The following is a 26,367-nucleotide window of genomic DNA, read 5'->3' on the forward strand; positions in this document are numbered from 1 at the left end:
GTTTGCTATGCCGCTGATTTCTCTTGCCGAAGGCCTGGCCCACGCCCGCGAACATCACTACGCCCTGGGCGCGTTCAACGTGCTCGACTCCCACTTTCTACGCGCCCTGTTCGCCGCCGCGAAACAGGAGCGCTCGCCGTTTATCATCAACATCGCCGAAGTGCATTTTAAGTACATCTCGCTGGACTCGCTGGTCGAAGCGGTGAAATTCGAGGCCGCCCGCAGTGACATTCCGGTGGTCTTAAATCTCGACCACGGGCTGCACTTTGAATCCGTGGTGCGCGCGCTGCGGCTCGGCTTTAGTTCGGTGATGTTCGATGGCTCGACGCTGGAGTACGAAGAGAATATTCGCCAGACGCGGGAAGTGGTGAAGATGTGCCACGCGGTAGGCGTGTCCGTGGAAGCCGAGCTGGGCGCGGTGGGAGGCGATGAAGGCGGTGCGTTGTACGGTCACGCCGATGAAGCCTGTTTCACCGATCCGGCGCTGGCGCGGGATTTTGTGGATCGCACCGGCATCGATACGCTGGCGGTCGCCATTGGCAATGCGCACGGCAAGTACAAAGGCGAGCCGAAACTCGATTTTGAGCGCCTTGACGCCATTCGCCAGCAAACCGGCCTGCCGCTGGTGCTGCACGGCGGTTCCGGCATCAGCGATGACGATTTCCGCCGCGCCATCTCGCTCGGCATTCATAAAATCAATTTCTACACCGGCATGTCGCAAGCCGCACTGGGCGCCATCGAGCAGCGCATGAGCAACCGCCAGCCGCTATATGATGAGTTCGCGCAGCTATTGCTCAGTGTTGAAGAAGCCATTACCGATACCGTCGCCGGGCAGATGCGCATCTTTGGCAGCGCGGGGCAACTGTGATGGAACGTAAAGGGGTTATCGCCGCCGGAAATATGCTGGTCGATCATGTCCACCAGATTGTGCAGTGGCCGGAGCGCGGCTGGCTGGCGGAAATCACCCACAGCGAGCGCTCCACCGGCGGTGCGCCGCTGAATGTCCTGCTGACGCTGGCGAAAATGCACGTTGGCCTGCCGCTACAGGCGGTCGGGCTGGTGGGCGAAGACAGCGACGGCGATTATATTCTGGCGATGCTGGAGCAGTACCACGTCAACCGCCAGCATGTACAGCGCACCACGTCGGCACCGACGTCCATGTCGCAGGTGATGACCGATCCTTCCGGACAACGCACCTTTTTCCACTCGCCCGGAGCCAATCGTCTGCTGGATCTGCCCGCCTTTGACGGGCTGGATGGCAGCATGAAGATTTTCCATCTCGGTTACTTACTGCTGCTCGATAGCCTGGATAAACCCGATGAGGAATTTGGCACCCGCAGCGCACGCCTGCTGGCGCAAATGCGCGAACAGGGCTTTGAAACCTCGCTCGATTTAGTGTCGCGCAAAGGCGATCCGCGCTATCAACCGCTGGTGCTGCCCTGCTTGCCGCATCTCGATTATCTGGTGATCAACGAACTGGAAGCGGGCGAGTTCAGCGGACTGGCAATGCGCACAGCCGACGACGGGCCGCATATCGACAATATCGCTCTCGCCGCAGCAAAACTGCTGGCGGCGGGCGTAAAACAGCGGGTGGTGATCCACTGCCCGGAAGGTGCCTGGGGTGAAGCACCCGGCGAAGCGGGCAGCTGGGTACCTTCGCGGATGCTGAGCCAGGACGAAATTATTGGCAGCGTGGGGGCGGGAGACGCCTTTTGCGCCGGTTTTTTATATGGTTGCCACGAAAGCTGGCCGCTGCAAAAAAGCATTTTGCTGGCGCATGCCTGCGCCCGCGCCAGCCTGCTGTGCGCCAACGCCATTGACGGCGCGAAAACGCTGGACGCGTTATTACAAGAGTGCTGAGGCTCAGGCGGCTTTATCACCGTGAGAAACGTCTGCGGCAAACACGTAACCAAGCCCGCGCAAGGTTTTGATCAACGCGGGTTGGTGAGGATTGGTTTCGATTTTGCGGCGCAGGCGCATAATCAACACGTCAATGGTGCGATCAAACACATCGACGCTTTCGCTGTGCGTTAGCTCCAGCAACTGTTCGCGATTCAGTACCCGACGCGCGTTTTGCACCAGCGCCAGCAATAAGCTGTACTCCCCTTGCGTCAACGCCACGCTCTGCTGCTGCGGGTTAAACAGCTCACAGCGCTCAGGATCGAGATGCCAGCCGTTAAAGACAAACCCCGGCGTTTTTATCGCGGTGGCTTCCGCCGCCAGCACGCCGGTACGCCGTAATACCGCTTTGACGCGCGCGACCAGCACACGCGCGTTAAAAGGTTTGCCAATGTAGTCATCGGCGCCCATTTCCAGGCCGACCACCACATCCGATTCGCTGCCCAGCCCGGTCAGCATCACCACCGGCAGCGACGGGCGCAGTTTTTGCAACTGCTGTAATACCTGCAAGCCATTGATATCCGGCAACATCATATCCAACAGCACCAGCGCGATATCCGCATGCTGCGCACAAAGGTTTACCGCATCACGCCCGTTATGGCAGGCGTAGACCGTAAAGACGTGCTCGTTGAGCACATCTTCCAGCAGTGAACACACCGCCGTATCGTCATCCACAACCAGAATCGCAGGTTTCATTATCCGCTTCCGCCAGGCTTTATTTGCTCATTCTGGCTCATTCTGTTGGCTGCGATTGATAAATGCAGCGACTAAATGCCGGATTTTTAACCGGGGTCACATCCCCCTGGCCTTTCGACACGTCACTTTTGACGATGACCTGCGTTTCGTCAGTATTTTGACCAAATATCCGCCGTAATATCAGTGAATACCCCCAGCAACACTGTGGCATAGAAGATGCATAATCGGGGGCGATATTCTTAACTGGAGCGAAAGTGATGAAAAAAGTCGTCACGGTTTGCCCGTATTGCGCCTCAGGTTGCAAGATTCACCTGGTGGTCGATAACGGCAAAATCGTTCGGGCGGAGGCTGCGCAGGGCAAGACCAATCAGGGCACGCTCTGCCTGAAGGGTTATTACGGCTGGGATTTTATTAACGATACCCAGATTCTGACACCTCGCCTGAAAACCCCGATGATCCGTCGCCAGCGCGGCGGCAAACTGGAGTCGGTATCCTGGGATGAAGCGCTCGATTATGTCGCCGGTCGTCTGAGCGCCATCAAAGAGAAGTACGGTCCGGATGCAATCCAGACCACCGGCTCTTCCCGCGGTACGGGTAATGAAACCAACTACATAATGCAAAAATTCGCGCGCGCCGTTATTGGTACCAATAACGTCGACTGCTGCGCTCGCGTCTGACACGGCCCATCGGTTGCAGGTCTGCACCAGTCGGTCGGTAATGGCGCGATGAGTAATGCCATTAATGAAATTGATAACACAGATTTAGTGTTTATCTTTGGTTACAATCCGGCGGATTCTCACCCGATCGTCGCTAATCATGTGATTCGCGCGAAACAAAACGGGGCGAAAATCATCGTCTGCGATCCGCGCAAAATCGAAACCGCGCGCATTGCTGATATGCACGTTGCATTGAAAAACGGGTCGAACATCGCCCTGCTCAACGCAATGGGGCATGTCATTATTGAGGAAAAACTGTACGACGAAGCGTTTGTCGCCAATCGTACCGAAGGGTTTGAAGAGTACCGGAAAATCGTTGAAGGCTATACGCCGGAATCGGTCGAGGAGATCACAGGCGTCACTGCGCAGGAGATCCGCCAGGCCGCCCGTATGTATGCCGGTGCGAAAACCGCTGCCATTCTGTGGGGCATGGGCGTGACCCAGTTCTACCAGGGGGTGGAAACCGTGCGTTCGCTGACCAGCCTCGCGATGCTGACGGGCAACCTCGGCAAAGCGCACGTTGGGGTGAACCCGGTGCGTGGTCAGAACAACGTGCAGGGTGCCTGCGATATGGGCGCGTTACCGGATACCTACCCTGGTTACCAGTACGTGAAAGAGGAGGCGCACCGCGAGAAATTCGCCAAAGCCTGGGGCGTTGAAAGCCTGCCTGCGCATACCGGTTATCGCATCAGCGAACTGCCGCACCGCGTTGAGCATGGCGAAGTCCGCGCCGCCTACATCATGGGCGAAGATCCGCTTCAGACCGATGCCGAGCTTTCAGCGGTACGTAAGGCGTTTGAAGGGCTGGAACTGGTGATTGTGCAGGACATTTTCATGACCAAAACCGCAGCCGCGGCAGACGTCATCCTGCCGTCGACCTCCTGGGGTGAGCACGAAGGTGTGTATACCGCAGCGGATCGCGGCTTCCAGCGATTCTTTAAAGCGGTGGAACCGAAGTGGGATCTGAAAACGGACTGGCAAATCATCAGCGAGATTGCCACCCGGATGGGCTATCCGATGCATTACAACAACACGCAGGAAATCTGGGATGAATTGCGTCATCTCTGCCCGGACTTCTACGGCGCCACCTACGAAAAAATGGGGGAGCTGGGCTACATTCAGTGGCCGTGTCGTGACACGTCGGATACCGATCAAGGCACGTCGTATCTGTTCAAAGAAAAATTCGACACGCCGAATGGGCTGGCGAAGTTCTTCACCTGCGACTGGGTCGCGCCAATGGATAAACTCAACGAAGAGTATCCAATGGTGCTTTCCACCGTGCGTGAAGTGGGTCACTACTCCTGCCGTTCAATGACCGGTAACTGCGCCGCGCTCGCCGCGCTGGCGGATGAACCGGGTTATGCGCAAATCAACACGGCCGACGCTGCAAGGCTTGGCATTGAAGATGAAGCGCTGGTGTGGGTGAACTCGCGCAAAGGCAAAATCATTACGCGTGCGCAGGTCAGCGAGCGTCCTAATAAAGGCGCGGTATATATGACCTACCAGTGGTGGATTGGTGCCTGTAACGAGCTGGTGACGGAAAACCTCAGCCCGATTACCAAAACGCCGGAGTACAAATACTGCGCCGTGCGCGTGGAGCCGATCGCCGATCAGCGCGCCGCCGAGCAGTATGTAATAGATGAGTACAACAAACTGAAGACTCGCCTGCGCGAAAGCGCAATGGGTTAAGCGGTTAATGCGGGGTGTTCATCACCCCGCATTTTTTCAGATCTCTTTGGTAAAACAGCCAAACCAGAAGCCATTTTCGCGTTCGAACTTTTCATCGCCGAAAGCGCGAGTATGCTCGGAAACCACATCCAGACAGCAAACAGACAACCCCGCCAGATAGCGTTTCAGCTCATCCGCCGAATAGGCTTTTTCAATCATGTTGTCGAACTTACGTTTAAACAAGCCCGGCTCATCCAGCGTTACATCGACGACTTTATCGTTAACTACCGCCTGGTTACTGACTGCGAGGAAAAAATAAGCACCGCCCGGTTTCAGCAGCCTGACTACGTTGCTGAAATAAGCGACTCGTACCGCTTCATCGGGAATAAAGGTGATGGCGGACATAATATCGAAAATGCAATCAAAATGAGCATTCGGAAAGGGTAAATCCCCCGCCGCGTTGGCCTTGATAAGTTGTACAATACCTTTTTGTTGATAATCGCTTAGCAGCTCGGCTGTTTTATTAATTGCGACATCGGTCTGATCAATACCAACATAATTATCAGAAAAACCATGTGTAATCAGGTAATGAAGATTGCGGCCAAATCCACAACCAATTTCAAGCGTATTGACGGTAGTCGAGTCAGTTTGTATATATTCCAGACTTTCGTAAATTCGTCTTATTGCGTAACTGGGTGTGGTGCGCACACTTTGATCCGCCGATTTTTTATGTAACTCTTCCCATTTATTTTTATTTTGCTGGCTGCGCTTATTTGATGCAAAGATATCCATGGAATTCACCGTATTTCATGATCGTGGCAATTTGTTTAAACCCGACTTCCGCAAGGATTTTTCTATTTTCCCGCTCGGTGCAAGGCCGCATCACTCCTTCGAGGCTAAATTTCTTAGCGATAATCTCATCAATCGAAAAGCCTCGTGATAGCTTAAATTTTAGATAGCAAGACTCTATCATTTCATTTATTTTTGAATCGTCAATAACCTCTTTTTCAAAAATAATAAGCGCGCCTCCAGGAATTAATGCGTCGTATAATTTTTCATACGCTATTATGCGTTTAGTCAGGGGAATAAATTGCAAACAGTAATAAGAGGCGATAAAGTCGCACGCCTCCATATCGATATTTTCAATGGTGTCATGCACATATTCAATGGGTAAACTACCGGTTCTTTTTTTTGCCTGCGCGATCATATTCTGCACCGGCTCAACGCCAATAAACCGTGTCGCTGCTTTTTGACTATGACGGGTATAGATTTTATGAATCAGTGCGCCGGTGGAGCAGCCGATTTCATAAAAAACGGAACCTTCTTTAATAAAGAAATCGCTTAAAAAACCAATAAGCTCATGACCCTCCTGATAAACTGGCACCGACATTTGCACATGTTCATCAAAATGGCTGGCGACATCGTTATCAAAAGACCATTGTTTTCCGGTTGATATCGAAATACTGTTACCCACTTCCATGTTAATACTCCCGATTAAGAAGAAAGAGTGAAAGGACAATCAGGCATCCGCCGATAATAAGTTGGATGGAGAGACCATCATGCAAGGTGAAAATAGAAAAGATCGTTGAAAAGAGAGGGACCAGAAACAGAAAACCGCTGGCAAGGGTTGCGCCGCCCTGCCGTAGTGCTGAAAACCATAAACCGAACGAGCCAACGCTGGCCGGTAAAATAAGCCAAATAAACCACACCCAGCCCCAGGTTTGTAAATCACCGATATCATATTTTTCATGTCTTATCCAGGCGATGATCAACATAAACAGCGCGCCGAGAAAAAGCTGCCAGCCGGTAAATACCCAGCTATCTTTATCAAAAACAAATCGCTTACTCACGACCGTGCATACCGCCCAGCATATCGATCCTAAAAACGCATAAAATAAACCGGTTCCGCCTTTAACGCTCTCAAGCCCCAGGCAAACAATGACACCCGCAACACCGATGACCAGTGAGATAATTTTTCGCTGGTTTAATTTATCGTGCAGTAAATAATGCGCCAATATCGCAAGCCATAGTGGATTGGTAAAAAGAATAATAGAAGACATGGATGAGGTAACGCTCTCCAGCGCCAGATTGAGAAAACCCATTGTCCCTGTCGTTTGCAACGCACCGACGACCGCAGTTAAAAGCAGCCCCTTCGCGACAGAACCTTCACTGGTCGGGATGATAGCCTGAATGCCACGGGTAAATATGGGAATTAATAGCATAAAAAGCCCGGCCGCCATAAACCGCCAACCGCCCATTAAAAATGGCGGCATGTTTTCATAAGAGATTAAGTATTTCCCGGTTGGAAAAGAAGACCCCATACAGAGGGTCGCAATAACGACTTTTATCAGAAAGTTCATATTTCTCGTGGTCACACCGCTTTCCTTTTATCAATATAGCCAATGGCAAACAATAAAACGGATGAAAGAGCAATAACGAGCATGGAGAGAAAGACATAATCCAGCTGCCTGAAAAAAGCAGCAGCGGTAAACAGATACTGAATAATAACCAGCGCCAGCAGAAGTTTTCGGATAAATGCATCTCCATGCCGAACAGAAAAAAGAATACCTAAAGGTGCAAAAATAATGACCACCGGAATCGTTGCACTAAGATATTTTAACGTCTGCATATTCACATTACCGGCACTGATATTTAACGCTGTCGCAAAGATGGATATCAATGCCATCACAATAACCGCAGAAGGTGTTGCCACAGATTCGGTGCGGGAGAACATTAAAATCAAAACACAAAAAAAGACCACATCGATGCCATTACCAATCCATGACGTTACAATCCCCCCCGCAAAGCAAATAGCGATAAATAGCAGTAATCGCCAGCCTCTCGCGTGGGTAATTCCAACAGTCTGCGAAATGGTTTTTTTCCTTCGGACGACAAAAATCGCTGCGCCAAAAGCAAGCCAGAATGAGGAGAAGAAAACTTTTAAACCTGCGGATGAAAAGGGATTGGGAATATAAAATAACGCCAGCAGATAGCCTAAAAAGCTGGTTATTACACACCAGGTTATCAGAAATTTATCCACCGGTATCTTGCGGGTAAATATCGCTAAAGAGGACGCCGTCATGCCAAACGATTGCATAGCAAGGCAAAAAACAGCGGCCTCTTTCGCGGGGATCTGCTTGATAAATGTCAGTACCGGAAACGCCACCACACCACCGCCGACCGGTGTGGCACTGCCGACAAATGCGCCGACCATCATGGCGAGACTTAAAATATAATTCTCAACAATACTAACAAAGCCAGTAATATAAACCGTCAATAGAAGCCATAAAATTAAAGCAAAAAATCTGAAAAAGAGGAGGGAGTCCTTATATAGAGGTCGTTGTAAGAACATTATGACTGCCTTGTCTGTTCTGAATTGCGGTATTCTTTACGAACAAACACATAAATGTTTAATTCTTTAATGAACTATGAACGTCATGACAGAGCAACTTCCTAATTTTAGTCGATTGGCTTGTTTATTAGCAGATGCGAGCCGGGCAAGAATGCTCTGCGCGTTAATGGATAATAACCGGCTCACCGCATCGCAATTAGCTATCACCGCCGGGCTTTCCCCTCAATCGACGAGTAATCATCTGGCGAAACTCATCCATTGCCGCGTCGTTGCCTTTGATAAAATTGGCCGCAACCGTTATTACCGGCTTTATAACTCGCTGATTGCCCAGGCGATAGAATCAATGATGGTCGCCACCTATGCTGATAGCAATTTTCAGGAACGCATCAAACCCAGCGGGTTCAAGAAAATGTGTTATGCCAGAACCTGCTACGACCATATTGCCGGACATGTCGGCGTGACCATCTACGAGCACCTTTGCCAACAAAAAGTGCTCGAGGCCGCGGAGGGAAACCTTGCCATTAGCGCCGCTGGCGATACGTGGTTCAGCACACACTTAGACATTGATACTCACGCGCTTAGCCATTCACGCCGGGCGCTGGTGATCCCCTGCATGGACTGGAGCGAACAGAGTTACCATCTTTCGGGAGAGCTCGGCGCGCATCTCTTTAACGCGCTGCTCAGGAAGCGTTTTATCATCAAAACCAATGAGGCACGTATTTTGACCGTCACCCCTGCCGGGAAAGCGTTTTTGCAACGCAGCCTGGGTATTCATAACATTGATGACGAGTGATGTGCCGTTTGTCGGCCCTCACCGCCTGCGCCAGCCCGTCGCGAAATACCTTCACCGCCGGGCGCACAGGAGAAGCTGCATATGACCGATCACGTTTTGTCCCTGCACATAACGCACAATGACCCCGCCCTGCCCGCCCGTTACCATCAATGTTGAAACCCTGCTGAGCATCCGGCCGGATACATATAGAGGTAGCGTGATGGGATGTTCGATCAGAGCGTTAATGAGCGAGCGGCGTCGTTTGACAGGCAAGGCGGGTAAGCCCGCCTGATGTAAAAATCCCTCCATGAAGGAGGGATTGAGAAGGTTACTGATCGGCAGTCTTATCAAATTTGCCCAACATTTCGCGCTCGTAAGCGCGCGCTTTTTTGCGGTCAAACTTGTGTTCCCACTTGGCGATCACCAGCACCGCCAGCGCATTCCCCACCACATTCAGCGCGGTACGCGCCATATCGAGGATACGGTCAACACCAGCGATAAACGCCAGGCCTTCCAGCGGAATACCGACGCTACCCAGCGTTGCCAGCAGTACCACGAAGGAGACACCCGGCACACCCGCAATACCTTTCGAGGTGACCATCAGCGTCAGCACGAGGATGATTTCCTGCCACAGCGACAGGTCAATGCCATACAGCTGAGCAATAAAGATCGCCGCAATGCTCTGGTACAGCGTCGAACCATCGAGGTTAAAGGAGTAACCGGTCGGCACCACGAAGCTGGTGATCGACGCCGGCGCGCCATAGGCTTCCATTTTCTCGATAATGCGCGGCAGCACGCTTTCCGAGCTGGCGGTGGAGTACGCCAGGATCAGCTCATCTTTCAGGATGCGGATCAAAATCCAGATGCTCAGACCGCACACCCGCGCCACAATGCCCAGCACCACCAGCGCAAAGAACAGAATGGCGAAATAGACCAGGATAACCAGCTTTGCCAGCGGCCACAGCGAAGCGAAACCAAAGTTCGCCACCGTTACAGAGATCAGCGCAAACACGCCGACCGGCGCATAACGCATCACCATATGGGTGACTTTAAACATGGTTTCGGAAATAGAACGGAACACGGTGACCAGCGGCTCGCGGTGCGAAGCTGGCAGGGAAGAGAGCCCCAGACCAAACAGCACCGAGAAGAAGATGATCGGCAGCATATCGCCCTTCGCCATCGACGCGATGATATTGGTCGGCACCAACGATAAAATCGTCCCCATCAGGCCGTGGGCGTGGCTTTGCACATCCGCGGTGGTGCTTTGGTATTTCGAAATATCCACCGTCGCCAGCTGCGACATATCAATTCCCGCGCCTGGCTGGAACACATTCGCCATCGTGATGCCGAGAATAATCGCCACCGTAGTGATCACTTCGAAATAGATGATGGTCTTCGCGCCGATACGGCCAAGCTGTTTCGCGTCACCAACGCCTGCAATGCCGACAATCAGCGTCGAGATAACAATCGGCACGACAATCATTTTGATCAAATGGATAAAGATATCGCCCGCCGGAGACAGGAGATTCGCAATCAGCCATTCGCGGCTGTCGCTGTGGTAGTGCAGATAACTACCCAGAAGAATACCCAGCACAAGGGCTAGCAGAATCTGCCAGGCCAGGCTGATTTTCATGTTTTTCATAACTACAGACATCCTCAATGAAGCGCCATTCCAGGCAAGGAACGACACATACTGAAAGGGTATGATTAGCGTCGCACAGTATTGCGGGGTTTTTTAACGCGCATTATCAGTATCATTTGCAGGGTGTAACGCGCAACCCTATACCGGGAGGGGGTTTGACTGAATTTTTACTCAAAAACCGTCTTTTATTTCAGTTATGACAAATAACTCTTTGTTATGAAAAACTTTTCACTATCGGCAAATCCAATATTTACCATCGGAAATTATTGTGGGTAATTCGTTTATCTGCGCATTTTTTAATCACGAAAAATGTCTCATAAGCCAATTTCTAACGTTATTTCGTCTGCGATTCCTTGTTAATGCAGTGAATAATTCATCATCGTAACCATTATCACCCTACTGGTTACGTGATGGATTTTCATAGGCTTGCAACAGCCTGCTTTTTTACGCCGGTAGTAAGCGTAATCGAATTGTCACCTTCCATAACTTGCTGTTATGAAGCGTCTTTCTTACCGTTCCACCTTTTTGCGTTCTTTCGCGCGCCAGCACATTTATTTTGCTCGCTTTTTGCACAATTCATTTAATGCGTGATCTATCGCGCAAATAGTAAACAAAGCTGGCAAAGGCCCTACAATTAACGTTCTTGTGACATATTATTAACATCTTACAAGGAGAGCAATCGCCATGAGCCAAATACATAAACACGATATTCCCGCCAATATTGCGGAACGTTGCCTGATAAATCCGGAGCAGTATGAGGCCAAATACCAGCAATCGGTAACTGACCCTGACACATTCTGGGGCGAGCAAGGCAAAATCCTCGACTGGATCAAGCCTTATAAGAAGGTGAAAAACACCTCCTTCGCGCCAGGCAATATTTCCATTAAATGGTATGAAGACGGCACGCTGAACCTGGCGGCCAACTGCCTCGACCGCCACCTCGCCGAACGCGGCGATCAAACGGCCATTATCTGGGAAGGTGATGACGCCAGCCAGAGCAAACTCATCACCTACCGTGAACTGCACCGCGATGTCTGCCGCTTCGCCAATGTGCTGGTGTCGCTCGGTATTAAGAAAGGCGATGTCGTCGCCATCTATATGCCGATGGTGCCGGAAGCCGCTGTGGCAATGCTCGCCTGTGCGCGTATTGGCGCGGTGCATTCGGTCATTTTCGGCGGCTTCTCGCCGGAAGCGGTCGCCGGGCGCATTATTGACTCCAGCTCACGGCTGGTGATCACCGCCGATGAAGGTGTGCGTGCCGGGCGCAACATTCCGCTGAAGAAAAACGTTGATGACGCGCTGAAAAACCCGAACGTCAGCAGCGTCGAGCATGTCGTGGTGTTCAAACGCACCGGCGGTAACATCGACTGGCAGGAAGGGCGCGATCTGTGGTGGAACGAGCTGACCGACAAGGCCAGCGACCAGCACCAGCCGGTAGAAGTGAGCGCAGAAGATCCGCTGTTTATCCTTTATACCTCCGGCTCCACCGGGAAACCGAAAGGCGTGCTGCACACCACCGGCGGCTACCTGGTCTATGCCGCGTCAACCTTTAAATATGTCTTCGATTATCACCAGGGCGATGTCTACTGGTGTACTGCCGACGTCGGTTGGGTAACCGGGCACAGCTACCTGCTGTACGGGCCGCTGGCCTGCGGCGCCATCACGCTGATGTTTGAGGGCGTGCCGAACTGGCCGACCCCGGCGCGCATGAGCCAGGTGGTGGACAAACATAACGTGAATATCCTTTATACCGCGCCAACCGCCATTCGTGCGCTGATGGCAGAAGGGGATAAAGCGATTGACGGCACCAGCCGGTCTTCGCTGCGGATCCTCGGTTCCGTCGGCGAGCCGATTAACCCGGAAGCATGGGAGTGGTACTGGTCAAAAATCGGTAACGGTAAATGCCCGGTCATGGATACCTGGTGGCAGACGGAAACCGGCGGCTTTATGATCACCCCGCTTCCCGGCGCAACCCAGTTGAAAGCCGGTTCCGCCACGCGTCCGTTCTTCGGCGTGCAGCCTGCACTGGTGGATAACGAAGGTAACGCGCTCGATGGCGCGACCGAGGGCAACCTGGTGATCACCGACTCCTGGCCGGGCCAGGCGCGGACGCTGTTTGGCGATCACGAACGCTTTGAGCAGACCTATTTTTCCACCTTCAAAAATATGTACTTCAGCGGTGACGGCGCGCGTCGTGACGAAGATGGCTACTACTGGATCACCGGTCGCGTGGATGACGTGCTGAACGTCTCCGGCCACCGTCTGGGAACGGCAGAGATCGAATCGGCGCTGGTATCACACCCGAAAATCGCCGAAGCGGCGGTCGTCGGCATTCCACACAACATTAAAGGCCAGGCTATTTACGCTTACGTCACGCTCAACCACGGTGAGGAACCGTCGCCGGAGCTGTACACCGAAGTGCGAAATTGGGTGCGTAAAGAGATTGGCCCGCTGGCGACGCCGGACGTGCTGCACTGGACAGACTCACTGCCAAAAACCCGCTCCGGCAAAATCATGCGCCGTATTCTGCGCAAAATCGCCGCTGGCGATACCAGCAATCTCGGCGATACCTCAACGCTCGCCGATCCTGGCGTAGTGGAAAAACTGCTCGAAGAGAAGCAGGCCATTACCATGCCATCGTAATAATCGTAAAACCCTGCCGGATAGCGGCGCGAAAGCGTGTTATCCGGCGGCAAACGCAACCATAACGCTCTCCTTCCAAGGAGAGGAAACAACCACCTCACCCTACAATTCCTAATGGATTTCGTGTTGCAGGAAAGCGGCAAACGCGCATATCCCAGGCGCAACGATAACGATGTGACTGGGGCGGGCGCGTGCGGCCAACTGACCGGCAGCGCGCAAGACAACGGGGAGACCTCTGGAGAATTCTGTGATGAATAACATTTATCAACAGATAGAAAACAGTGCGCATTTCAGGGAGTTAGTCGAAAGACGGCAACGGTTTGCCTTTATGCTTTCCATCATCATGCTGATTATCTACGTCGGCTTTATTTTGCTGATCGCGTTTGCCCCGCACTGGCTCGGTACGCCCTTGCATGAAGGCACCAGCGTCACGCGCGGTATTCCGATTGGTATCGGTGTGATTGTGATTTCGTTTGTGCTGACCGGCGTGTACGTCTGGCGGGCAAACGGCGAGTTTGATCGTCTGACCAAAGCGGTTCTGAGCGAGGTAAAAGCATCATGAAGAGAGTCCTGACGGCGCTGGCCGCCACACTTCCTTTTACGGCTCACGCCGCCGATGCCATCACCGGCGAGGTACAACGCCAGCCGACCAACTGGCAGGCGATCATTATGTTCGTCATTTTCGTCGCGCTGACCTTGTACATCACCTACTGGGCATCCAAACGGGTGCGTTCGCGCAGCGATTACTACACCGCCGGCGGTAATATCACCGGTTTTCAGAACGGCCTGGCAATAGCGGGTGACTTTATGTCAGCAGCCTCGTTCCTGGGGATTTCCGCGCTGGTGTACACCTCCGGCTACGACGGCCTGATCTACTCGCTCGGCTTCCTCGTCGGCTGGCCGATCATTCTGTTCTTAATCGCCGAGCGCTTGCGCAACCTGGGGCGTTACACCTTTGCTGATGTGGCCTCTTATCGCCTGAAACAAGGCCCAATCCGCACCCTTTCTGCCTGTGGTTCGCTGGTGGTTGTCGCGCTGTATTTGATTGCGCAAATGGTCGGCGCGGGCAAATTAATTGAGCTGCTGTTTGGCCTGAATTACCACGTCGCCGTGGTGCTGGTTGGCGTGCTGATGGTGCTGTATGTGCTGTTCGGCGGCATGCTCGCCACCACCTGGGTACAGATCATCAAAGCGGTGCTGTTACTGTTCGGCGCGAGTTTTATGGCCTTTATGGTAATGAAACACGTCGGTTTCAGCTTCAATAACCTGTTCACGGAAGCGATGGCTGTCCACCCGAAAGGGGTGGCAATCATGAGCCCTGGCGGGCTGGTGAAAGATCCGATCTCCGCCCTGTCGCTCGGGCTTGGGTTGATGTTCGGCACCGCCGGTTTACCGCATATTCTGATGCGTTTCTTCACCGTCAGCGACGCGCGCGAAGCGCGTAAAAGCGTGTTCTACGCCACCGGGTTTATGGGTTACTTCTACATTCTGACCTTTATCATCGGTTTCGGCGCCATCATGCTGGTGGGCGCAAACCCGGCGTTTAAAGACGCGGCGGGCGCGCTGATTGGCGGCAACAATATGGCGGCAGTGCATCTGGCAGATGCGGTTGGCGGCAACCTGTTCTTAGGCTTTATCTCCGCCGTGGCGTTTGCCACCATTCTGGCGGTGGTCGCCGGGTTAACGCTGGCGGGTGCCTCTGCGGTTTCCCACGATCTCTACGCCAACGTGTTCCGCAAAGGCGCGACCGAACGCCAGGAGCTGAAAGTGTCGAAAATCACCGTGTTGATACTGGGGATTGTCGCCATTCTGCTCGGCATCCTGTTCGAAAAACAGAACATCGCGTTCATGGTTGGGCTGGCCTTCTCGATCGCCGCCAGCTGTAACTTCCCCATCATTTTGCTCTCGATGTACTGGTCGAAGCTGACCACGCGCGGTGCGATGATTGGCGGCTGGCTGGGCCTGTTGACGGCAGTTGTCCTGATGATCCTCGGCCCGACAATTTGGGTGCAGATCCTTGGTCACGCCGCACCGGTGTTCCCGTATGAGTATCCGGCGCTGTTCTCCATCGCCGTGGCGTTTATCGGTATCTGGATCTTCTCCGCCACCGACAACACCGAAGCCGGCAAACTGGAGCGCGAACAGTTCCGTGCGCAGTTTATCCGTTCGCAAACCGGGATCGGTATCGAGCAGGGCCGCGCTCATTAACCCTCCTCCCCGGTCAGTAATGGCCGGGGATCACACTTTCCCGCCTTTTCGCTACCCCTCTCCCACCAGCGCGCTACAGTACCCTCAGTTTATTGAAACAATGTTTTTAATACATCAGCACGTTAATTCATTTATGACTGAAGAGGGTGTGATGAAAAAATATGCTTTAGTGGGAACCGGTGGGCGCGCCGGGCTGTATATTTCTGCCATTGGCGGGCAGTGGAAAGAGAATGCCCGCATGGTGGCGTTTTGCGACAGCAACCAGACGCGCATGGATTACGCCAACCAGCTGTTACAAAACGAAGACGCGCAGCCCGTTTCCACGTGGAAAGCGGCGCAGTTTGAGGCGATGATCCGCGAAACCCGGCCAGATGTTGTTATCGTCACCACCATGGACAGAACCCATGACGACTACATTGTGCGGGCGTTACACGCAGGCTGCGATGTGATCACCGAAAAGCCGATGACCATCGACGAGCAGCGCGCGCTGCGTATTCTCGATGCCATTGAGCAGACCGGCAAAACCGTGCGCGTGGCGTTTAATTATCGCTATGCGCCGCACCACAGTAAGGTGCGCGAGTTACTGATGAACAACACCATCGGTGACGTTTATTCGGTACATTTCGAATGGTTGTTGAACACCGAACACGGCGCCGATTATTTCCGTCGCTGGCACCGGGAAAAACGCAACAGCGGCGGGCTGCTGGTGCATAAATCGACCCACCATTTTGATCTGATGAACTTCTGGCTCAACAGCTACCCGCAGCGGGTGTATGCCGAAGGCGGGCTGCGTTTTTATGGCAAAGAGAACGCCGAAAAACGCGGCGTTAGCCAATTTTACCCGCGCACGCACGGCTATGCCGCCGCTCACGATGATCCTTTCGCGCTGCATATGGCGGACAATCCGCAATTAAAAGCGCTTTATCTCGACGCCGAACATGAAGATAACTACTGGCGCGATCAGAGCGTATTCAGCGACGGCATTACCATTGAAGACACGCTTTCAGTGCTGGTGAAATACCAGAACCAGTGCCAGCTCACTTATTCGCTAAATACTTATCTACCGTGGGAAGGGCTAAACGTGGTATTTAACGGCAGCCAGGGGCGGCTGGAGATGAAAATCGTCGAGAAATCCTACGTTAACGCCGGCGGCGAACGCGCCAATGAAGGCAGCCTTGAATCCTGCGACATCACCGTGTTTCCGATGTTTGCCGCACCGTGGAAAGCGGATTTTATCCTTGGCGAAGGCGGCCACGGCGGCGGCGATAACGCCATGCTGGCGGACTTGTTTGGCACGCCGGGCAATGACCCGCTGAAACGCGCCGCCGATCACCGCGCAGGTGCGATGTCGATTCTGACCGGCATTGCCGGGAACATTTCCATGCAGCAGCAACGCCCGGTTAACTTTAACGAGTTCGAACTGATCGCAAGGCTGAAAAAGCACTGACCTTCCGGCTCCCCGTTGCCAGGCGGGGAGCTAAAACATCACGCTGGCGATCAGCGGCGCTGCCAGCACCATCAATACGCCAGAAAGCATCATCACCAGACTTGCGACCACGCCCTCCTGCTGCCCCAGTTCATAAGAACGTGCGGTGCCCGCGCCGTGCGAGGCCGCGCCAAAACCGGCCCCTTTCGCCACACCTTCACGAATTGATAAGCGCAGAAACAGCACATCGCCAACCGCCATGCCAAATACGCCAGTGACCACTACAAACAGCGCCACCAGATCCGGCTGGCCACCAATCGGCCCGGCGGCCGCCAGCGCAAAAGGCGTAGTGATTGAACGCACCGCGAGGCTGCGCTGGATCTCATCCGGCAGAGTAAACAGCCGCGCCAGCCAGACCGAACTGGTCACCGCCACCACCGAAGCAGTGATTACGCCCGCTGATAGCGACATCCAGTGACGGCGAATAATCGCCAGGTTGTCATACACCGGCACGGCGAAGGCGATGGTCGCGGGTCCCAACAGCCACATCAGCCAGTGGGATTCACCAATGTAGTCCTGCCAGGAGATATGGCCGAACACCAGCATTAACACCAACAGCAGCGGCGTGAATACCAGTGGCATCAGCGGTAATTTACGAAAACGGCGGTAGAGCCGTTTATTGAGGAAATAGCACACCAGCGTCATCGCCAGGCACAGCAGGCTTAAAGCGAAATCACTCATTTTTCAGCCTGCTGAGTTCAAAGCGGTAGACTTTATCCACCACCCAGGCGGTAGCACCGAGCACCAACAGCGTGCTCAAACCGATCACCATAAAAATGCGCCAGCCTTCCACCATCAACAGTTGCGCGTAATTAACCACGGCGACCACCGCAGGCACGAAGAACAGCAGCATTTCCGCCAACAGCCAATGCGCGCCGGCACGCACCCAATTGAGCGGGATCACCCGACAAAGTATTAACCCCAGCAGCAGTATCATGCCCACCAGATTGGCAGGAAGCGGCAGATGCAGCCATTGAACCAGGTATTGCGCAAAGATAAACAGCCCGGCATAAAGCAATACCTGAAGCGGAACCTGTAAACGACGCACAAGGGCAGGCGTAACACGGCTTAACGCCACGTCCATAACGATTTTCCATCAAATAAGCAGGCGGCCAGTATAGAGAGCCCCAATGCGCTACTGAAATGAATTAAACTCATCGCATACATAGTTCTAAGGAATAATTATGGACATCAGAACGCTGCGCTATTTTGTGGAGGTGGTACGCCAGCAAAGTTTCACCCGCGCGGCGGAGCGCCTGTTTGTGACGCAACCAACCATCAGTAAGATGTTGAAAAATCTCGAAGACGAGCTGAACTGCACGCTGCTTATTCGTGACGGGCGCAAACTTTTACTCACCGATACCGGCCGCGTGGTGTATGAGCGCGGCATCGCCATCCTCGCGGAGTTTCGCCAGTTAGAAACCGAACTTGGCGACATCAATCACCTGAACAAAGGGATTTTGCGCCTCGGCATTCCGCCGATGGTCGGCATGCTGATGGCCGGGCCAATCAACCTCTTCAGCCAGCGCTATCCCGGTGTGGAACTGAAGATTGCCGAGTTTGGCGGTCTGACCGTACAGCAAGCCGTGAGCAACGGTGAACTGGATGTGGCGATGACGGCGCTACCGGTCGAAGAAGAGAGTGGCCTGGCTACCCTGCCGCTGTTCAGCCATGCAATGTGCGTGCTGGTGCCGCGCTCCGGCAGTTGGCTTGCGCGTGAAGTCGTGACGCCGGAGGAACTCGCCGGGCATCCGCTGCTGATCTACAACGAAGATTTCGCCTTAAGCCGCCAGCTCATGCTGCTGTTTCAACAGCATGGCGTGAAGCCGCGTATCGCCGTGCGCAGCGGTCAGTGGGATTTTCTCGCTGCGATGGTACAAGCGGGCGTGGGTATTGCCATTCTGCCGGAGCCGGTCTGCCAGCGGCTGGATAAAACCACGCTGCGCTGGATCCCGCTGCAGAGCGACCTGCGCTGGGAGTTAGGAATGATTTGGCGCGAAGGGGTTTATCTTTCCCGCAGTGCGCAGGCGTGGCTGCAATGTTGTAAAGGGTTCTGGCTTGATGAGAAAAGCGAGTAGCGGGGTTAACTGGCCGGGCAGCGCATAAACGGCCGCCCGGCGCAGGGTTTACTTATGCTCTAACAGCAGCGCTTCCAGCAGGTCGAGATCGTGCAGCAGTTTTTGCAGCGTCTCGTTACTGATCTGCCGGGTTGCGCGCAGATGGTAAAGCTCGGCGCGCTCTGAGCGCAGTGCCGCCAGGCGGAAACGGCGCTCCAGATTCTCTTCCTGCAGGGAACTCTCAACGTTATTACGTCCGTCTGCACGGCGGCGCAGATTTCCGATCACCCGCGAACTCACCTCCGTGAGTAACTGGTTATCAATGTTCTCTTCGGTGTCTGCCGCCAGCCGCTCTTCCATCTTCTGAATCGCGACAATCGCCACGTCTGCCGTTGCTGCGCGCGCCATCCGCTCCTCTTTGTACTGCTGCGCGTGGTCGCGTACTTCAACATGCTGCAACAATGCAGGCAGCGCGATTACGCCAACAAACAGCGAGAACAGGATCACCCCGGCGGCGAGGAACACCAGTTCATAGCGCGCCGGAAAGACATCGCCACTCGGCAACAACAGCGGAATGGAGAGCACACCAGCAAGCGTTATCGCCCCGCGCACCCCGGCAAAGGTGGCGATCAGCAGCTCGCGGTCGCTCCACGAGGCGAACTCCATCGGTTTTTTCACCAGGAAACGCTGGCTGAATCTCTTCATCGTCCACAACCAGCCAAAACGTACCAGCATCAGCGCGGCGTAAATCAGCACAATATCGGTAAACAACATCCAGGTTTCGACATTTGGATCGGCTTCTGCCGCCACCAGCGAAGACTCCAGAATGCCTGGCAACTGCAAGCCTAACAGCAAGAACACCATGCCGTTAAAGACGAACTCCAGCATCGCCCAGGTGCTGTTGGCGCGCAGACGCATGGCCAGCGGCGCGGTGCGCATCACGCCGGAACGGGTGATGGTCATCCCCGCCGCGACCGCCGCAAGAATGCCGGAAAAGCCGATGTGTTCCGCAATCAAATAGGAGGCGAACGGCAGCAGAAACAGCAGCACGATTTGCGTTGCCGGTTCATCGCCGCCCCAGCGGCTGAGAAAACGCAGCGAGCGGCCATACAACCAGCTGACCACAAACCCGGCCAGCAGACCGCCAATCGCCACTTTGAAAAATTCGAACGTCGCGCCGCCCACGGTGAACACCATGGTGCCCATCACTACCGCCACGGCGAATTTCAGCGACACCAGGCCCGAAGCGTCGTTCATCAGCGCCTCGCCCTGCAAAATACCCATGATTTTCTTGGGAATGCGCCCTTCCCCGACAATGCCGGAAAGCGCTACGGCATCGGTTGGCGACAGCACTGCCGCCAGCGCAAAGGCGGGCACCAGCGGAATGCCAGGCACCATCCAGTAAATTAAGAAACCGATCCCGACCACGGTGACCACCACCAGCGCCAGCGCCAGGCCAAAGATTTCGCGGCCATGCTCGAGGAACTCGCGCGTGGGCGTTTTCCAGCCGTCGGCGAAGAGCAGCGGCGGAATAAACAAAACCAGGAACAGTTCCGGGTCGAACTCCACATGCAGGCCAAAGGTGGGAAAGGCCAGCAGTGCGCCGATGGCGATCTGCATCAGCGGAAGCGGGATTTGAAATGGAAGAACACGAGTCACGACGCCAGAAAGCGAGACGACAAGGGTCATGATGAGAATGGTAAAAAATATTTCCATGCGTTCCCTGTTTGCGATGTGTTGTTATAAAGGCCTCAGACCTTGATGCCAGAGCCTTCAGCTTAACGCAAAGAAACCGGGCTGTGGGCAAAAAAATGGGCAACCGAAGTTGCCCATTGTGTAAAGGTTTATGCTCAACGCCCTCTGCCCACAGGAAGAGGAAAAGCGGTGTCAGATTGCCCAGCCGCCCGCATAGAAAGCCACCAGCGCGATGGCAATCACCACGGTGCCGATATTCAATTTGCGCCACTCACCGGATACCACGCGCCCAATTACCAGCGAAGCAAAACCGATCATGATGCCGGTTACGATGTTGCAGGTCAGCACGATAAACACGGCAGTAATCAGACCCGCCATCGCGTCGACGAAGTCGGCAAAATCGATTTTCGCCACGTTGCTCAACATCAGCAGACCAACGTACATCAGCGCCGGTGCCGTGGCATAAGCCGGGACCAGGTAAGAGAGCGGAGAGAGGAACAGGATCAGCAGGAACAACACGCCCACGGTGATCGCCGTCAGGCCGGTTTTACCGCCTGCCGCCGTACCCGCCGCAGATTCGATATACACTGCTGCCGGTGCCGCACCCACCAGGCCTGAGAAGACGCTGCTCAGGGAGTCGGTGGTCAGCGCTTTGCCGCCATCGATAATCTGGCCGTCTTTGCCCAGCAAGTTTGCCTGGCCCGCTACCGCACGGATAGTGCCGGTGGCGTCAAATACCGCTGTCATCACCAGCGCCAGCACGCTTGGCAGCACCACCGGGTTCAGCGCGCCGACGATATCCAGGCTGCCGATCAGCGAGTTGCCTTTGTCATCGCTGAGCGACGGCATGGCGAAAATGCCAGAAAAATGTACGTTCGGGTCGAAAATCAGCCCCACAATCGACACGCCGATAATGGTCAGCAGAATGCCGCCCGGCACTTTCAGTTTTTCCAGGCCGATAATCACCGCCAGACCAATCAGCGACATGATCACCGGGAAGCTGGCAAAGTGGCCGAGAGTCACCGGCAGGCCGTCCAGCGGGTTCTTAATAACCAGACCCACGCCGTTGGCGGCGATCAGCAGCAGAAACAGGCCAATACCGATACCGGTGCCATGCGCAACGCCCTGCGGCAGGTTGCGCAGGATCCAGCTACGGATGCCGGTGGCAGAGATAACGGTAAACAGCACACCCATCAGGAACACCGCGCCAAGGGCGACCGGTACGCTGATATGCTGGCCCAGCACCAGGCTGAACGCGGTAAAGGCGGTCAGAGAGATAGCGCAACCGATAGCCAGCGGCAGATTCGCCCACAGGCCCATCACGATGGAGCCGACACCGGCTACCAGGCAGGTGGCGACAAACACAGCCGCCGGTGGGAAACCGGCTTTACCCAGCATGCCAGGTACGACGATGACCGAATAGACCATCGCCAGGAAGGTGGTTAAACCGGCAACGATTTCCTGACGAACCGTGCTGCCACGGGCAGAAATTTTAAACAGTGCGTCAAGCGAACCGCCGGTACGCGCAGAAGGCGTAGACATAGAAACATCCCCTGAGAATTTTATTGTGCGTTGGCATGCGTGGTGGACAGTCCACTGCCGGTTAAACGTCATCTCCCTGGGCTGCGTTGTGACAAAGGGTCACAAAAAAGCAAACGTTTAACTCCGCGCATACAACGGTTGGTCAAAAAAAGGCAAACGATTATCCAGCGTTTATATGGCGCTTTTCAACTGAACTTTGCCGCTTTTCGCTAAATTTCGCGCGAAGCGGCGAAGAAGTGGGCGTCAGATGCGCAAACGTTATCGTCGGTGCGCAACTTTGCAACATTTGCCGATCATTTTTAGCTGCCAGGCAGATCAAATGGCCCACCCTGCACAATGGCGCGCTGCCATGCCGGACGCATCTCGACCCGTTTTTTCCACGCACGTAAGTTGGGCAAATCCTCCACGCCACCGCGAGCCAGCAGCGCAAACACCGGGAAACTCATCTGAATATCGGCCATGCTCAGCTGATGTCCTGCAAACCAGCTTTTCTGCGCCAGTTCGCCTTCAATAAAGCGCGCATGGTTTTCAATTTGCTGTTTCAGGAACGCTTTATCGACACCCTTAGCGAGGAGTTTGCCCACACTGCGTATCCCGAACGGCACCGGGGGTTTACCCAGGCTGTTCATCACCAGTTTCATTAATAGCACTGGCATTAGCGAACCTTCGGCGTAGTGCAGCCAGAAACGGTAATCCAGCTTCTGTTTTGTCTCCTGCGGTTTAAAGCGTTGCTCAGGGTCGTAAGTTTCCTGCAAATATTCGAGGATCGCCCCGGATTCGGCGAGGATCAGCCCTTCATCCTCCACCACCGGTGACTTGCCGAGCGGGTGCACTTTTTTCAGGGATGCCGGGGCCAGCATTGTTTTTTCTCGCTGGTAACGGACAATTTGATACGGCACGCCCAATTCTTCCAAAGCCCAGAGCACGCGCTGGGAGCGAGACTGATTAAGGTGATGCACCGTAAGCATATTTTTCTCCAGAGAATTCATACACATTAACTATAGAAAACCCGCACTTGCAGCGGTGAAAAAAAAGACAAAAATAATTGCTCAAAAAAGTAGCAATTATGCCGCTGTGGCCTACACTAAAAGTGTCAGCACAACCCGGAACCTCCAACATACTGAGGGGTGCTGGTGTCGGGGGAAACCCTCCCGTAACTGAGCGGGATAGAGAGAAAGACAAAGACCGGAAAACGACTAAAGCGCCCCAACGGGCGCTTTAGTTTTTTGTACGTTTCAGTCGTCTTCCAGCAAGCGCGCGCCGGTGCCCTGCTGTCCAAGTTGGTCGCCGGGGTTACGCAGCGGACAATCGCTGCGCGACAAACAGCCACAGCCGATGCAACCATCCAGCTCATCACGTAAGGCCACCAGCGTATGGATGCGCCTGTCCAGCTCTTCACGCCACTGTGACGACAGCTGTTTCCACTCTTTCTTGCTTAATGTATGCCCTTCCGGCAACACACCAAACGCGTCACCAATGGTCGCCAGCGGAATACCAATGCGCTGGGCAATCTTGATGATCGCCACATAGCGCAGCACATCACGCGTATAGCGCCGTTGATTGCCGGTATTACGGGTACTTTTGATTAAGCCTTTGCTCTCATAAAAGTGCAGCGCAGAGACGGCAACCCCGCTGCGCTTCGCCACTTCACCGGGGCTGAGTAAGGCTTTAATACGCGGCGTTTTCTTTTCCATAAAACCTCTTTACCTCAAGTTAACTTGAGGAATTATACTCGCTTCCAGACAAAACGACGAATCGGGAAATGAGGAAGCCATATGTCCCATCAGCAAATTATTCAGACACTTATTGAATGGATTGATGAACATATCGACCAACCAATGAACATTGATGTAGTCGCCAGAAAGTCAGGTTATTCGAAATGGTATTTACAGAGGATGTTCCGCACCGTGATGCATCAAACGCTGGGTGACTACATTCGCCAGCGCCGTTTACTGCTGGCAGCGGAAGCGCTGCGAACCACGCAGCGGCCTATTTTTGATATCGCGATGGATTTGGGATATGTCTCGCAACAAACATTTTCGCGCGTCTTTCGCCGGGAGTTTGATCGCACACCCAGCGATTACCGACACCAGGCCTGATGAGTTATCACTTTAACGAAGGTGGCTGCTGTACCCAGCGTTTAAACTCCTGTGACGGCAGCGCCTTTGCAAAGTGCCACCCCTGACAGAACTGCACACCGCGTTTTAACAACCACGTGACCTGCTCCGCCGTCTCGACCCCTTCCGCAATAATCTTCAGACGCAGGCTCTGCGCCATCTCAATAATGTGTTCAGCAATCAAATGGCTGGTGCTGTTCGTCGTTAGCGTATCAATAAACGATTTGTCGATTTTCAGGATATCGACATTCAGCGAGTACAGGTTGTGCAAATTAGAATAACCAGTACCGAAATCATCAATCGCCACTTCGTAACCCGCCTGGCGAAACGCCTGAATAACCGGCGTGGTTTTCGGCACATCAATAAACCCGCGCTCGGTCACTTCAATCTTAATCTGCTCGGCGCGTACCGCATGCATCTTGGCTTTATTGGCAATCAATGAAATCAGGCGCGAGGAGTGAAAATCGGAGGCGGAGAGGTTAATTGAAATATAAAGTTGCGGCACCATTGCCAGGAAATCGCCCAGATCGCTGAACAATTCGTCGACGACATAATCGGTAATACGCTCAATCATGCCCTCTTTTTCTGCCAGCGGAATAAACTCCGCCGGGCTCATGACCGGTCCATTAAACCCCGGCCAGCGCAACAACGCTTCCGCACCAACGCAGGTGCCATTTTTGATATCGATAATAGGTTGGTAATGAAGGCGAAGCTGGCGTCGGGTTAACGCCCGGTGGAGCATACGGCGTGGAGAGTTAAACTCCTGCCGTGTTCGCGACCATATTAATAGCAGAATAACGCTACCAATCACGCCCAGCGGCAGCGTTAAAGTGGCCTGGTGATAAAGCGCCTGAAAATAGTGGTCACTCGATGTCGAAACAATAATCGCGATCGGACGATTCTCCGAACGCGCAATGGTATAAAAGCGCTGATCCTGCTGGAATGTTAAATCGTCGGTGCGTAACAGCGTAGCTAACTTACTAAGGTGGGCATTCTGGCTGACGGAAAAAAACTGGTGCGTAACGGTGTCGTAAATACCGTAAGCCAGATCAGGATTGTCTGATGCCACATCGCTGTAAGTGAGCGGATTAATCACCGCGACATAATTTCCGCGCTGCATGTACACCATCTTGTAGCCTGCGTAAAACGGCGTATCACGATAGTAATAAATAGCGATATCGGGCGCGCGTTTATAATCCGCTGGTGAAATAGCATACGATTGCGTGGGCGTTATTACGCTCGAACATAAAAAGTGGTCGCCACGGGCATAAATTAAATCCGAAACATACATACTGCTGCGGACGATATTGAGCATGGCCGCGCGATGTTCCGGCGCACAAATTTGTCCGTGGTATTTTTCCGCGGCGCTGCGAACCGTATCCACTTGCTGGATAACGCGCTCCGTTTTATTTAGCGCTAATTGGGCAAACGATTGAAGCTGGGCACTCGTTTCTTTCACCGCACGAATATGCGCAAACCATAGCGACAACATCAGCGGCAGAAGAACTACCGTGATGAGCACGACGACGCTGAGCATCTTGCGACGCACGCTATGATTCATGTCCGCCTATATCCATGCATTTAAAGCGCCTTTTTAATGTTTGGCAGGATGCTTTGATAAACAGGTGATTACGTTGCATGAATCAAACGACATTAGCAACTGACTTTTCTCATTAAAAACCTAATATTTGGTTATGACCGAAACAGGCGACCATAAAGCAAACTCAGAGTGTGCCCAATGTTTATATTAAGGAAAATATTAATCCATTCGCATGGGGGTGTTTTAACTTAATACAACAGAGTATCGCTGATTAAGTTAAACTGGCCGCAGGATAAAAAAAAGGCACGCCATTCGCGTATTTTTTCATCTGTCG

At 53.6% G+C, this 26,367-nt stretch carries 23 protein-coding genes; 10 read left to right on the forward strand and 13 right to left on the reverse strand.

The window, feature by feature from the left end; translation table 11 throughout:
• Positions 1-7: 7 nt before the first annotated feature.
• On the forward strand, positions 8-868 hold the full coding sequence (locus RT644_RS16555) for a ketose 1,6-bisphosphate aldolase (RefSeq protein WP_045511837.1): 861 nt from the start codon (positions 8-10) through the stop codon (positions 866-868).
• Positions 868-1,860: a carbohydrate kinase family protein gene (locus RT644_RS16560; RefSeq protein WP_313627353.1), complete on the forward strand. Its 993-nt coding sequence runs from the start codon at positions 868-870 to the stop codon at positions 1,858-1,860. The genes RT644_RS16555 and RT644_RS16560 overlap by 1 nt, the downstream gene beginning before the upstream one ends.
• Positions 1,861-1,863: 3 nt before the next feature.
• On the opposite strand, the gene RT644_RS16565 is transcribed toward RT644_RS16560, so the two are convergent.
• Complete coding sequence (locus RT644_RS16565) at positions 1,864-2,595, reverse strand: response regulator (RefSeq protein WP_020456173.1); 732 nt, start codon at positions 2,593-2,595, stop codon at positions 1,864-1,866.
• Between the two features lie 257 nt (positions 2,596-2,852).
• Between RT644_RS16565 and fdhF the strand changes: the two genes are divergently transcribed.
• Entirely contained in the window at positions 2,853-5,000 is a 2,148-nt protein-coding gene (fdhF, locus tag RT644_RS16570; RefSeq protein ID WP_313627307.1) for a formate dehydrogenase subunit alpha, read from the forward strand.
• A gap of 36 nt (positions 5,001-5,036) precedes the next feature.
• On the opposite strand, the gene RT644_RS16575 is transcribed toward fdhF, so the two are convergent.
• From RT644_RS16575 to RT644_RS16590, 4 genes are read right to left on the reverse strand one after another with little or no spacing between them, the layout of a single operon-like run.
• Complete coding sequence (locus tag RT644_RS16575; protein WP_045511834.1) at positions 5,037-5,771, reverse strand: class I SAM-dependent methyltransferase; 735 nt, start codon at positions 5,769-5,771, stop codon at positions 5,037-5,039.
• The gene (locus tag RT644_RS16580) at positions 5,749-6,459 is read right to left on the reverse strand and encodes a methyltransferase domain-containing protein (protein ID WP_313627308.1); all 711 of its coding nucleotides are present in this window, start codon (positions 6,457-6,459) and stop codon (positions 5,749-5,751) included. The genes RT644_RS16575 and RT644_RS16580 overlap by 23 nt, the downstream gene beginning before the upstream one ends.
• 1 nt (position 6,460) lies before the next feature.
• On the reverse strand, positions 6,461-7,354 hold the full coding sequence (locus tag RT644_RS16585) for a DMT family transporter (RefSeq protein ID WP_313627309.1): 894 nt from the start codon (positions 7,352-7,354) through the stop codon (positions 6,461-6,463).
• Positions 7,351-8,331, reverse strand: coding sequence for a sulfite exporter TauE/SafE family protein (locus tag RT644_RS16590; RefSeq protein WP_313627310.1), 981 nt, complete (start codon positions 8,329-8,331; stop codon positions 7,351-7,353). Before RT644_RS16590 ends, RT644_RS16585 begins: the two co-directional genes overlap by 4 nt.
• An 85-nt stretch (positions 8,332-8,416) precedes the next feature.
• Between RT644_RS16590 and RT644_RS16595 the strand changes: the two genes are divergently transcribed.
• Complete coding sequence (locus RT644_RS16595) at positions 8,417-9,124, forward strand: ArsR/SmtB family transcription factor (protein WP_240528427.1); 708 nt, start codon at positions 8,417-8,419, stop codon at positions 9,122-9,124.
• A gap of 307 nt (positions 9,125-9,431) precedes the next feature.
• Here the strand turns inward: RT644_RS16595 and gltP are convergent, their stop codons facing one another.
• The gene (gene gltP / locus RT644_RS16600; protein ID WP_020456165.1) at positions 9,432-10,745 is read right to left on the reverse strand and encodes a glutamate/aspartate:proton symporter GltP; all 1,314 of its coding nucleotides are present in this window, start codon (positions 10,743-10,745) and stop codon (positions 9,432-9,434) included.
• Positions 10,746-11,429: 684 nt separating this feature from the next.
• Between gltP and acs the strand changes: the two genes are divergently transcribed.
• From acs to RT644_RS16620, 4 genes are all read left to right on the forward strand, one after another.
• Positions 11,430-13,388 carry an acetate--CoA ligase gene (gene acs, locus RT644_RS16605; protein WP_313627311.1) on the forward strand — a complete coding sequence of 653 codons (1,959 nt, stop codon included), beginning with the start codon at positions 11,430-11,432 and terminating at the stop codon, positions 13,386-13,388.
• A gap of 247 nt (positions 13,389-13,635) precedes the next feature.
• Positions 13,636-13,950: a DUF485 domain-containing protein gene (locus RT644_RS16610; RefSeq protein WP_170956342.1), complete on the forward strand. Its 315-nt coding sequence runs from the start codon at positions 13,636-13,638 to the stop codon at positions 13,948-13,950.
• Positions 13,947-15,596: a cation/acetate symporter ActP gene (gene actP / locus RT644_RS16615; protein WP_045511824.1), complete on the forward strand. Its 1,650-nt coding sequence runs from the start codon at positions 13,947-13,949 to the stop codon at positions 15,594-15,596. The genes RT644_RS16610 and actP overlap by 4 nt, the downstream gene beginning before the upstream one ends.
• Positions 15,597-15,747: 151 nt before the next feature.
• The gene (locus RT644_RS16620; protein WP_313627312.1) at positions 15,748-17,043 is read left to right on the forward strand and encodes a Gfo/Idh/MocA family oxidoreductase; all 1,296 of its coding nucleotides are present in this window, start codon (positions 15,748-15,750) and stop codon (positions 17,041-17,043) included.
• Between the two features lie 30 nt (positions 17,044-17,073).
• On the opposite strand, the gene RT644_RS16625 is transcribed toward RT644_RS16620, so the two are convergent.
• Both RT644_RS16625 and RT644_RS16630 read right to left on the reverse strand, forming a co-directional pair.
• Positions 17,074-17,763, reverse strand: a complete 690-nt coding sequence (locus tag RT644_RS16625; protein ID WP_020456159.1) for an LrgB family protein — start codon at positions 17,761-17,763, stop codon at positions 17,074-17,076.
• Positions 17,756-18,166, reverse strand: a complete 411-nt coding sequence (locus RT644_RS16630; protein WP_313627313.1) for a CidA/LrgA family protein — start codon at positions 18,164-18,166, stop codon at positions 17,756-17,758. The genes RT644_RS16625 and RT644_RS16630 overlap by 8 nt, the downstream gene beginning before the upstream one ends.
• Before the next feature lie 100 nt (positions 18,167-18,266).
• Between RT644_RS16630 and RT644_RS16635 the strand changes: the two genes are divergently transcribed.
• Positions 18,267-19,160, forward strand: coding sequence for a LysR family transcriptional regulator (locus tag RT644_RS16635; RefSeq protein WP_313627314.1), 894 nt, complete (start codon positions 18,267-18,269; stop codon positions 19,158-19,160).
• 48 nt (positions 19,161-19,208) lie between these two features.
• Here the strand turns inward: RT644_RS16635 and RT644_RS16640 are convergent, their stop codons facing one another.
• The 4 genes from RT644_RS16640 to soxR all read right to left on the reverse strand — a co-directional run bounded on the left by RT644_RS16640 (position 19,209) and on the right by soxR (position 24,070).
• Positions 19,209-20,855: a Na+/H+ antiporter gene (locus tag RT644_RS16640; protein WP_020456156.1), complete on the reverse strand. Its 1,647-nt coding sequence runs from the start codon at positions 20,853-20,855 to the stop codon at positions 19,209-19,211.
• A gap of 171 nt (positions 20,856-21,026) precedes the next feature.
• On the reverse strand, positions 21,027-22,376 hold the full coding sequence (gene ghxP / locus RT644_RS16645; protein WP_017459481.1) for a guanine/hypoxanthine transporter GhxP: 1,350 nt from the start codon (positions 22,374-22,376) through the stop codon (positions 21,027-21,029).
• Positions 22,377-22,675: 299 nt separating this feature from the next.
• Positions 22,676-23,344 carry a glutathione S-transferase gene (locus tag RT644_RS16650; protein ID WP_313627315.1) on the reverse strand — a complete coding sequence of 223 codons (669 nt, stop codon included), beginning with the start codon at positions 23,342-23,344 and terminating at the stop codon, positions 22,676-22,678.
• Between the two features lie 267 nt (positions 23,345-23,611).
• Positions 23,612-24,070, reverse strand: a complete 459-nt coding sequence (gene soxR, locus RT644_RS16655; protein ID WP_017459479.1) for a redox-sensitive transcriptional activator SoxR — start codon at positions 24,068-24,070, stop codon at positions 23,612-23,614.
• Positions 24,071-24,151: 81 nt separating this feature from the next.
• Between soxR and soxS the strand changes: the two genes are divergently transcribed.
• Complete coding sequence (gene soxS / locus RT644_RS16660; RefSeq protein ID WP_017459478.1) at positions 24,152-24,475, forward strand: superoxide response transcriptional regulator SoxS; 324 nt, start codon at positions 24,152-24,154, stop codon at positions 24,473-24,475.
• A 7-nt stretch (positions 24,476-24,482) separates the two neighbouring features.
• Here soxS and RT644_RS16665 read toward each other — a convergent pair whose 3' ends face one another.
• The gene (locus RT644_RS16665; protein ID WP_020456154.1) at positions 24,483-26,054 is read right to left on the reverse strand and encodes an EAL domain-containing protein; all 1,572 of its coding nucleotides are present in this window, start codon (positions 26,052-26,054) and stop codon (positions 24,483-24,485) included.
• Between the last annotated feature and the right edge of the window lie 313 nt (positions 26,055-26,367).

It is taken from the genome of Kosakonia sp. (assembly GCF_032104925.1).
Lineage (GTDB): Bacteria > Pseudomonadota > Gammaproteobacteria > Enterobacterales > Enterobacteriaceae > Kosakonia.

Bases quoted from the DNA above. Each gene is read 5' to 3' on its own strand.
- RT644_RS16555 (WP_045511837.1), top strand. From the start codon at position 8: ATGCCGCTGATTTCTCTTGCCGAAGGCCTGGCCCACGCCCGCGAACAT.
- RT644_RS16560 (WP_313627353.1), top strand. From the start codon at position 868: ATGGAACGTAAAGGGGTTATCGCCGCCGGAAATATGCTGGTCGATCAT.
- RT644_RS16565 (WP_020456173.1), bottom strand. From the start codon at position 2,595: ATGAAACCTGCGATTCTGGTTGTGGATGACGATACGGCGGTGTGTTCA.
- RT644_RS16575 (WP_045511834.1), bottom strand. From the start codon at position 5,771: ATGGATATCTTTGCATCAAATAAGCGCAGCCAGCAAAATAAAAATAAA.
- RT644_RS16580 (WP_313627308.1), bottom strand. From the start codon at position 6,459: ATGGAAGTGGGTAACAGTATTTCGATATCAACCGGAAAACAATGGTCT.
- RT644_RS16590 (WP_313627310.1), bottom strand. From the start codon at position 8,331: ATGTTCTTACAACGACCTCTATATAAGGACTCCCTCCTCTTTTTCAGA.
- RT644_RS16595 (WP_240528427.1), top strand. From the start codon at position 8,417: ATGACAGAGCAACTTCCTAATTTTAGTCGATTGGCTTGTTTATTAGCA.
- gltP (WP_020456165.1), bottom strand. From the start codon at position 10,745: ATGAAAAACATGAAAATCAGCCTGGCCTGGCAGATTCTGCTAGCCCTT.
- acs (WP_313627311.1), top strand. From the start codon at position 11,430: ATGAGCCAAATACATAAACACGATATTCCCGCCAATATTGCGGAACGT.
- actP (WP_045511824.1), top strand. From the start codon at position 13,947: ATGAAGAGAGTCCTGACGGCGCTGGCCGCCACACTTCCTTTTACGGCT.
- RT644_RS16620 (WP_313627312.1), top strand. From the start codon at position 15,748: ATGAAAAAATATGCTTTAGTGGGAACCGGTGGGCGCGCCGGGCTGTAT.
- RT644_RS16625 (WP_020456159.1), bottom strand. From the start codon at position 17,763: ATGAGTGATTTCGCTTTAAGCCTGCTGTGCCTGGCGATGACGCTGGTG.
- RT644_RS16630 (WP_313627313.1), bottom strand. From the start codon at position 18,166: ATGGACGTGGCGTTAAGCCGTGTTACGCCTGCCCTTGTGCGTCGTTTA.
- RT644_RS16635 (WP_313627314.1), top strand. From the start codon at position 18,267: ATGGACATCAGAACGCTGCGCTATTTTGTGGAGGTGGTACGCCAGCAA.
- RT644_RS16640 (WP_020456156.1), bottom strand. From the start codon at position 20,855: ATGGAAATATTTTTTACCATTCTCATCATGACCCTTGTCGTCTCGCTT.
- ghxP (WP_017459481.1), bottom strand. From the start codon at position 22,376: ATGTCTACGCCTTCTGCGCGTACCGGCGGTTCGCTTGACGCACTGTTT.
- RT644_RS16650 (WP_313627315.1), bottom strand. From the start codon at position 23,344: ATGCTTACGGTGCATCACCTTAATCAGTCTCGCTCCCAGCGCGTGCTC.
- soxR (WP_017459479.1), bottom strand. From the start codon at position 24,070: ATGGAAAAGAAAACGCCGCGTATTAAAGCCTTACTCAGCCCCGGTGAA.
- soxS (WP_017459478.1), top strand. From the start codon at position 24,152: ATGTCCCATCAGCAAATTATTCAGACACTTATTGAATGGATTGATGAA.
- RT644_RS16665 (WP_020456154.1), bottom strand. From the start codon at position 26,054: ATGAATCATAGCGTGCGTCGCAAGATGCTCAGCGTCGTCGTGCTCATC.